At 55.5% G+C, this 6425-nt stretch carries 8 protein-coding genes; 6 read left to right on the forward strand and 2 right to left on the reverse strand.

Annotation, left to right across the window (positions count from 1 at the left end):
* From ONB24_15310 to ONB24_15335, 6 genes are all read left to right on the forward strand, one after another.
* Positions 1-424 (forward strand): 4Fe-4S dicluster domain-containing protein (locus ONB24_15310; GenBank protein ID MDZ7317479.1); only part of this gene is annotated, 424 nt, incomplete at its 5' end.
* Positions 425-450: 26 nt separating this feature from the next.
* Complete coding sequence (gene nrfD, locus ONB24_15315) at positions 451-1392, forward strand: polysulfide reductase NrfD (GenBank protein ID MDZ7317480.1); 942 nt, start codon at positions 451-453, stop codon at positions 1390-1392.
* 29 nt (positions 1393-1421) lie between these two features.
* The gene (locus tag ONB24_15320; GenBank protein ID MDZ7317481.1) at positions 1422-1964 is read left to right on the forward strand and encodes a YeeE/YedE family protein; all 543 of its coding nucleotides are present in this window, start codon (positions 1422-1424) and stop codon (positions 1962-1964) included.
* Entirely contained in the window at positions 1961-2566 is a 606-nt protein-coding gene (locus ONB24_15325; protein MDZ7317482.1) for a YeeE/YedE family protein, read from the forward strand. The genes ONB24_15320 and ONB24_15325 overlap by 4 nt, the downstream gene beginning before the upstream one ends.
* Positions 2563-3225 (forward strand): rhodanese-like domain-containing protein, encoded by a 663-nt coding sequence (locus ONB24_15330; GenBank protein MDZ7317483.1) that lies wholly within the window; start codon positions 2563-2565, stop codon positions 3223-3225. The genes ONB24_15325 and ONB24_15330 overlap by 4 nt, the downstream gene beginning before the upstream one ends.
* 60 nt (positions 3226-3285) lie before the next feature.
* On the forward strand, positions 3286-4248 hold the full coding sequence (locus ONB24_15335; GenBank protein ID MDZ7317484.1) for a calcium/sodium antiporter: 963 nt from the start codon (positions 3286-3288) through the stop codon (positions 4246-4248).
* A gap of 88 nt (positions 4249-4336) precedes the next feature.
* On the opposite strand, the gene ONB24_15340 is transcribed toward ONB24_15335, so the two are convergent.
* Together ONB24_15340 and ONB24_15345 are read right to left on the reverse strand one after the other, a co-directional pair.
* Positions 4337-5344, reverse strand: coding sequence for a class II fructose-1,6-bisphosphate aldolase (locus tag ONB24_15340; GenBank protein ID MDZ7317485.1), 1008 nt, complete (start codon positions 5342-5344; stop codon positions 4337-4339).
* A gap of 114 nt (positions 5345-5458) precedes the next feature.
* Positions 5459-6424, reverse strand: a complete 966-nt coding sequence (locus tag ONB24_15345; GenBank protein ID MDZ7317486.1) for a class II fructose-1,6-bisphosphate aldolase — start codon at positions 6422-6424, stop codon at positions 5459-5461.
* Position 6425: the final 1 nt, after the last annotated feature.

Consider the following 6425-nt stretch of genomic DNA (forward strand, 5'->3'; position numbering starts at 1 on the left):
GACGGTCACGGAAGGCAAATCCCCCACCCTGCGCACGGAAATCCGCAGCGAACGCTGCAATCACTGCGACAATCCGCCGTGCGTGCATTGCTGTCCCACCGGCGCCAGCCATGTGCACGACCTCGGCGGCGTGGTGCTGGTGCATCACAATCTTTGCATCGGCTGCAAAGCCTGCCTGGCCTCTTGTCCCTATGATGCCCGCTTTATTCACCCTAAAGGGTATGCGGACAAGTGCACGTTCTGCATCCATCGGGTGGAGAAGGGACTCGATCCGGCCTGCGTTTCGGTATGTCCGACGCACTGCATGTATTTCGGCGATTTGGACGATCCCAATAGTCAGGTCAGTCGCTTGTTACGCGAACGGAAGCATCACGCGCTTTTGCCGGAGGCCGGAACGCGGCCGCAAATCTTTTATCTGATCTAAGCCTGCCGAAAGCAACGAGGTGAAGCATGGAAGTCACCATTACCCGTCATAACGAGATGATCGATCCCACAGTGCATGTTTGGGGGTGGGAAATTCCGGTCTATCTTTTTCTCGGCGGCATGGTCGCCGGTATGATGATTCTCTCCGGTTACTTTTTTCTCAAAGGCCGCAGTCGCGATCTGGTTTGCGTCTGTTACCGCATTCCGCTCATCGGCCTGGTGCTGATCAGCCTCGGCATGTTGGCGTTGTTCCTGGATTTGGAGCACAAGCCCTTTGTTTGGCGGCTTTATACGACCTTTGAAATCAAATCGCCCATGTCGTGGGGCTCATGGATTCTTTTGCTGGTCTATCCGGCTTTGCTTGCCAATTTTTTCATGTACGTGCCGGATCCGATACGCGGCCGCCTGCCGTTCCTGCAGCTCTGGTCGGACAAGCTTCGATCCGTGCCGAATGCGCCGATAAAGGTTGGAAAATTCAACATAGCCGTCGGCATTTTGTTGGGTACCTATACCGGCGTGCTGCTGAGCAGCTTGGGCGCGCGGCCCTTGTGGAACAGCGCCATTTTGGGACTGCTGTTTTTAACTTCCGGCCTTTCGACCGCCGCCGCGTTTGTACACATGATTGCCAAGGATCAATGGGAACGCGAGACTCTGGCCATGGCCGATAATATGTTTCTGACCGCCGAGCTGGTCATTTTGGCGCTTTTTATCATCAACATGTTGAGCTCTTCGGAAGTGCAGATCCGCGCCGCGATGCTGCTGCTGACTGGACCTTATGCCGCAACCTTTTGGGTGTTCGTCATTCTGCTGGGCATTCTTGTGCCTTTGTTCATCCAAACGCGCGCTGTTAAGCATAAAGTGATCCACACCCCTATTGCGCCGCTTTTGGTCATGCTCGGCGGGCTCATTCTGCGCTTTATTCTCGTCGGAGCAGGTCAATTGAGTCACTATGCCCTGTACAAGTTTTGAACATTTTTTCATGAAATGGAGGCGTTTTTATGGAGTCCTTACCTTCCTTGGATGAACTAAAACCAAAGCCTTATATGAATCCCTATTTTGCCGGCATCGGGTTGGGTTTGGTTCTGTTGGCTTCGTTTGTCATTATGGGACGCGGCTTGGGTGCGTCCGGCGCTTTTTCCTCCGCTGCAGCCTGGCTGGTGCAGCAAATTGCGCCGAAGCATGCGGCTTCAAACAACTTTTATGCTGAATACCTCGGTGACGGCAGCGTTCATCCGCTCAAAGATTGGCTGGTCTTTGAGGTGATCGGCCTTTTCATCGGCGGTTTTCTTTCGGCCAAGTTGGCGCACCGTGTTAAGGGCGGAATCGAAAAAGGGCCTCGTTTCAGCAGCGGCAAACGTCTGCTTTTTGCCTTTCTCGGCGGCGGACTTATGGGAATCGGCGCCAAACTGGCGCGCGGCTGCACCAGCGGCCAAGCTCTCACCGGCGGCGCGGTCTTGAATCTGGGCAGCTGGGCGTTTATGATGTCGGTGTTTGCCGGCGGCTATGCTTTGGCCTACTTTTTAAGGAGACAATGGATATGAACGCGCCTTTTTATAAATACGGACTCTTTAACGACGAGGTCAGCCTGATCGTCGCCGTGCTGATCGGCATCGGCTTCGGATTTTTTCTCGAACGCGCAGGCTTCGGCAGCGCCCGTAAACTGGCGGCGCAGTTTTACTTTACCGATATGACCGTGCTGAAGGTGATGTTTACGGCCATCGTTACCGCTATGATCGGACTCTATTATCTTTCGGTTTTCGGCGTGGTCGATCTGTCGCTGGTCTATCTGACGCCCACCTATCTGCTGCCGCAGGTTGTCGGCGGGCTGCTGCTCGGCTTCGGCTTTGTCATCGGCGGCTATTGTCCGGGCACCTCCTGCGTCGCCGCAGCGACCGGAAAATACGACGGCTGGGTCTATCTGCTCGGCATGTTCCTCGGCATTCTGGTCTTCGGCGAGCTCTTTCCTCTGGTGGAGAAATTCTACTATATGACGCCGATGGGAACCGTCACCCTGCCGCAGGTGCTCGGTCTGCCGTACGGTTTGATCGTATTTCTGGTCAGCGTGATGGCGGTCGGCGCGTTTGCCGCAGCGGAATGGGGCGAACGCAAAATGGCGGCAAAAAAAGCGGAGGAAAAGTCATGAAGCTCTTTGCTCAACTCGGGCGAATGACCTTGAACCAAAAACTGGCGGCGCTGCTGCTGGTTCTGGGATTCCTTGCGGTGTTCTTGGGCGACCCCTATCGTCGGGCCAAGGCGGCGATCGATGCCAAGGAACTGGCTTTGATCGTCGAAAAGCAGGTAGACCATGTTACGGCAGAGGAATTGGCAGACTGGATCATTCAGGGTCGCGCCGATTATCGTCTGATCGATCTGCGCAGCGAAGCGGAATACGCGGCTTATCACATACCGACTGCTGAAAATATTCCATTAACGGAACTGCCGAATGCCGAACTGATGCGCAATGAAAAAATCGTTCTCTATTCCGAGGGCGGTATCCATTCCGCTCAGGCCTGGTTTCTGTTGAGAGCAAAAGGCTATAAGGCGGTTTATATGCTTTTCGGCGGTTTGGAAGAATGGAAGGACAAGATTCTTTTTCCGGTTATTCCTGCCGATGTTCCGCCCGCCGAAGAGAAGCGTTATGCTAAAATGGCCGAAATAAGCCGTTTCTTCGGCGGAACGCCGCAGACGAGCGGCGAAGCGATGACCCAACGGCCGAACGTCAATCTTCCTGCTCCTGCGCCCGTTGCCGCTCCAAGCGCTGCACCCAAACCTCAGGGCAAGAAAAAGAAAGAAGGCTGCTGATTTCATCGGAGATTATACAACCAAAAAGGCAAGCTCCCGATTGCTCATCTGGAAAAGCTTATGATTCATGACCTGTTGTGGATTTCTGGCGGATTCGTGCTGCTCTATTTCGGCGCCGAAGGCCTGGTGCGGGGCAGTTCTTCCTTAGCCATGCGGTTAAAAATTTCGCCATTGGTGATCGGCCTTACGGTCGTGGCCTACGGTACAAGCATGCCGGAGATGGTCGTCAGCCTCAAGGCTGCGCTGGCGGGACAAGGCGGCTTGTCCATCGGCAACGTCGTCGGCAGCAATATCTTTAACATCGCCGTCATTCTGGGGTTTTCGGCGCTGATTTCGCCGTTGAAGGTAAAGCTCCAGGTCATCCGCATCGATGCTCCGATTGCTTTGTTTGTCGCGCTGCTGTTCTGGGTCTTTTTTCATGATGGGGTCCTCGACCGGTGGGAGGGAGGTTTCTTTTTACTCACGACAGTGATGTATACCGTCGGTAATCTTTATTTTTCGCGCCGCGCGGGCAAACGCGCCGAGGCCGAATTTGCCGACACGTTCGGCGTCGCCCCCTGTCCGAGCCTTTGGATCGAGACAGCGCTCATTCTCCTGGGACTGGCTGCTCTGGTTTTCGGCGGCAATGGGCTGGTTAACGGCTCGGTCGGCCTGGCTCGACGCATCGGCGTCAGCGAAGCAGTCATCGGGTTGACGATCGTGTCCGCAGGCACCAGTCTGCCGGAACTTGCTACGTCGCTTGTGGCAGCCTTTAAGAAGGAAGCGGATATTGCCGTCGGCAACGTCATCGGCTCGAACATCTTTAACATCGTTGCGATTTTGGGCACGGCTTCGCTGGTGTCGCCCATCGTCGGCACAGATATTCGTACGCTCGATATCGGGATGATGATCGGTTTGTCGCTGCTCATTGTGCCCATGATGCGCACGCGTTTCCGCATCAGCCGGGCCGAAGGCGTCGTACTGATTGCGGCTTATGTCGGCTATCTTTTTCTGCGCATTATGCCGAAGGGTGCGATTTTTTGAACCGGTTCTAAAATAATTATCCAATTGACCCAAACATAAAAAAAGCGCCCGAAAATCGGGCGCTTTTTCTTTTTTCAAGAATTCGGTATTACGCTTTTCCGGCCGAGCCGAGAACGTTCTGGTTCTTGTGAATAATCAGCTTGATCAGCTCATCGCGCGCCGGGCCGAGGTACTTGCGCGGGTCGAATTCCGCCGGTTTTTCGGCAAAGACCTTGCGGATGATCGCCGTCATCGCCAGACGGCCGTCGGTGTCGATGTTGATCTTGCATACCGCCGAGGTTGCGGCGCGGCGCAGCTGATCCTCCGGAATGCCGATGGGGTCTTTGAGGGCGCCGCCGTAGCGGTTAATCAGTTCAACGTACTCCGGCACAACCGAAGAGGCGCCGTGCAGAACGATGGGGAAGCCGGGGATGCGCCTTTCGACTTCTTCCAGAATGTCGAAACGCAGCGGCGGCGGCACCAAGACGCCGCGTTCGTCGCGGGTGCACTGCTCCGGCTTGAACTTGTTCGCGCCGTGGCTGGTGCCGATCGAAATCGCCAGGCTGTCGACGCCGGTTTTTGTGACAAAATCCTCCACCTCTTCCGGGCGCGTATAATGTGTTTTCTCCGCCGCTACTTCGTCCTCGACGCCGGCCAGCACGCCCAATTCGCCTTCCACCGTCACGTCGAACTGGTGCGCATACTCGACCACTTTGCGGGTGACGGCGACGTTCTCATCATAAGGCAATGCCGAGCCGTCAATCATGACCGAAGAGAATCCCGCGTCGATGCACGATTTGGCGGTTTCGAACGAATCGCCGTGGTCGAGGTGCAGGGCGATGGGGATTTCCTTGAGGCCTTCGGCGGCGGCCAGCTCCTTCATCATCTCGACGGCGCCGCGCGCCATCCAGCGCAGCATGGTGGCGTTGGCGTATGCGCGGGCGCCTTTGGAAACCTGGAGGATAACCGGCGACTGACTTTTCACGCAGGCGGTGATGATGGCCTGCAGCTGTTCCATGTTGTTGAAATTGTAGGCCGGAATCGCATATTTGCCCGCCATGGCCTTGCGAAACATTTCGCGCGTATTGACCAAACCCAATTCCTTATAAGAAACCATGACATTCTCCTTATTAATCTTTGTGAATTACTGCTCTAATATATTAAAATTTAGCCAAAAACTAAACAATTTGTTCTTTGCACCGGCCAAAAGAAACCGATTTGCGCAGGCATTTTATGCTTTTCCGGCGGATCCGCAGACGTTTTGATTTTTATGAATAATCAGCTTGATCAGCTCGTCGCGCGCCGGGCCGAGGTACTTGCGCGGGTCGAATTCCGCCGGTTTTTCGGCAAAGACCTTGCGGATGATTGCCGTCATCGCCAGCCGGCCATCGGCGTCGATGTTGATTTTGCATACCGCCGAAGTAGCAGCGCGGCGCAACTGATCCTCAGGAATGCCGATCGGGTCTTTGAGGGCACCGCCGTAACGGTTGATCAGTTCAACGTACTCGGGAACCACCGAGGAAGCGCCGTGCAGAACGATGGGGAAGCCGGGAAAGCCCTCTTCGATTTCTTCCAAAAAGTCGAAGCGCAGAGCCGGCGGCACCAAAAAGCCGCGTTCGTCGCGGGTGCACTGCTCCGGCCTGAACTTGATGAAGCAGTATCTTGTGTCGAGGGGGATCGCCAGGCTGTCGACGCCGGTTTTGGCGACAAAGTCTTCGATATCTTCGAGTCCAGGGTAGTAAGACTTTCTCGCAGCGACTTCATCTTCGACGCCGGCCAGGACGCGCAATTCGCCTTCCACCGTCACGTCGAACTGATGCGCATACTCGACCACTTTGCGGGTGACGGCGACGTTCTCGTCATAAGGCAATGCCGAGCCGTCGATCATGACCGAGGAGAATCCCGCGTCGATGCACGATTTGGCGGTTTCGAACGAATCGCCGTGGTCGAGGTGCAGGGCGATGGGGATTTCCTTGAGGCCTTCGGCGGCGGCCAGCTCCTTCATCATTTCGACGGCGCCGCGCGCCATCCAGCGCAGCATGGTGGCGTTGGCGTATGCGCAGGCGCCTTTGGAAACCTGGAGGATGACCGGCGACTGGCTTTTCACGCAGGCGGTAATGATGGCCTGCAGCTGTTCCATGTTGTTGAAATTGTAGGCCGGAATCGCGTATTTGCCTGCAATCGCCTTTGTTAACATC

It is taken from the genome of candidate division KSB1 bacterium, assembly GCA_034505495.1.
Taxonomy (GTDB): Bacteria; Zhuqueibacterota; Zhuqueibacteria; order Residuimicrobiales; family Krinioviventaceae; genus Fontimicrobium_A.

What these genes read in the sequence shown, in the direction of transcription:
- ONB24_15345 (MDZ7317486.1), bottom strand. Translation starts at nt 6,424, where the DNA reads ATGTTAACAAAGGCGATTGCAGGCAAATACGCGATTCCGGCCTACAAT.
- ONB24_15340 (MDZ7317485.1), bottom strand. Translation starts at nt 5,344, where the DNA reads ATGGTTTCTTATAAGGAATTGGGTTTGGTCAATACGCGCGAAATGTTT.
- ONB24_15335 (MDZ7317484.1), top strand. Translation starts at nt 3,286, where the DNA reads ATGATTCATGACCTGTTGTGGATTTCTGGCGGATTCGTGCTGCTCTAT.
- ONB24_15320 (MDZ7317481.1), top strand. Translation starts at nt 1,422, where the DNA reads ATGGAGTCCTTACCTTCCTTGGATGAACTAAAACCAAAGCCTTATATG.
- nrfD (MDZ7317480.1), top strand. Translation starts at nt 451, where the DNA reads ATGGAAGTCACCATTACCCGTCATAACGAGATGATCGATCCCACAGTG.
- ONB24_15325 (MDZ7317482.1), top strand. Translation starts at nt 1,961, where the DNA reads ATGAACGCGCCTTTTTATAAATACGGACTCTTTAACGACGAGGTCAGC.
- ONB24_15330 (MDZ7317483.1), top strand. Translation starts at nt 2,563, where the DNA reads ATGAAGCTCTTTGCTCAACTCGGGCGAATGACCTTGAACCAAAAACTG.